The sequence below is a fragment of the Sphaerotilus sp. FB-3 genome (genome assembly GCF_023706025.1).
GTDB classification, from domain to species: Bacteria; Pseudomonadota; Gammaproteobacteria; order Burkholderiales; family Burkholderiaceae_C; genus Sphaerotilus; species Sphaerotilus sulfidivorans.
Genome location: NZ_BQWE01000016.1, coordinates 50,720 through 51,119, shown reverse-complemented (window position 1 = coordinate 51,119; position 400 = coordinate 50,720). Strand labels below are relative to the sequence as shown.

The 400-nt window shown below is 69.5% G+C and carries 1 protein-coding gene; it reads right to left on the bottom strand.

The features are described from left to right. The coding region (locus tag NFT33_RS19385) for an IS5 family transposase (RefSeq protein WP_251674897.1) at nt 1-400 on the bottom strand (400 nt) is incomplete at both ends.

The window sequence follows — 400 nt, the reverse complement described above, 5'->3', positions numbered from 1 at the left end:
GCGATCACTGCCACCGCGCCGCGCTGCGCGATCGCATCCCGGCACGCCCTCGTGTCGTAGGCGCCGTCTGCGGTGACGCTGGCAATGGCCTCGTCCGGCGCGATCTGCGCCAGCAGCTCCGGCAGCATCGGCGCGTCGCCAATCGCATTGCTCGTGACCTCGACCGCACGGATCTCCAGCGTCTGCGCGTCGATGCCCAGATGCACCTTGCGCCACTCGCGGCGGTACTCGGCCCCGTGCTTCTTGCGCTTGCACTCACCCTCGCCGAGGAACTTGACCCCCGTGCTGTCGACCAGCAGCTGCAGGGGCTCGGCGCTGGGACGGTAGGTGATCTGGGTCTGCAGCGTCTTCTGACGTCGGCACACCGTGCTGTAGTCCGGCACCGGCCAGTCCAGCCCCG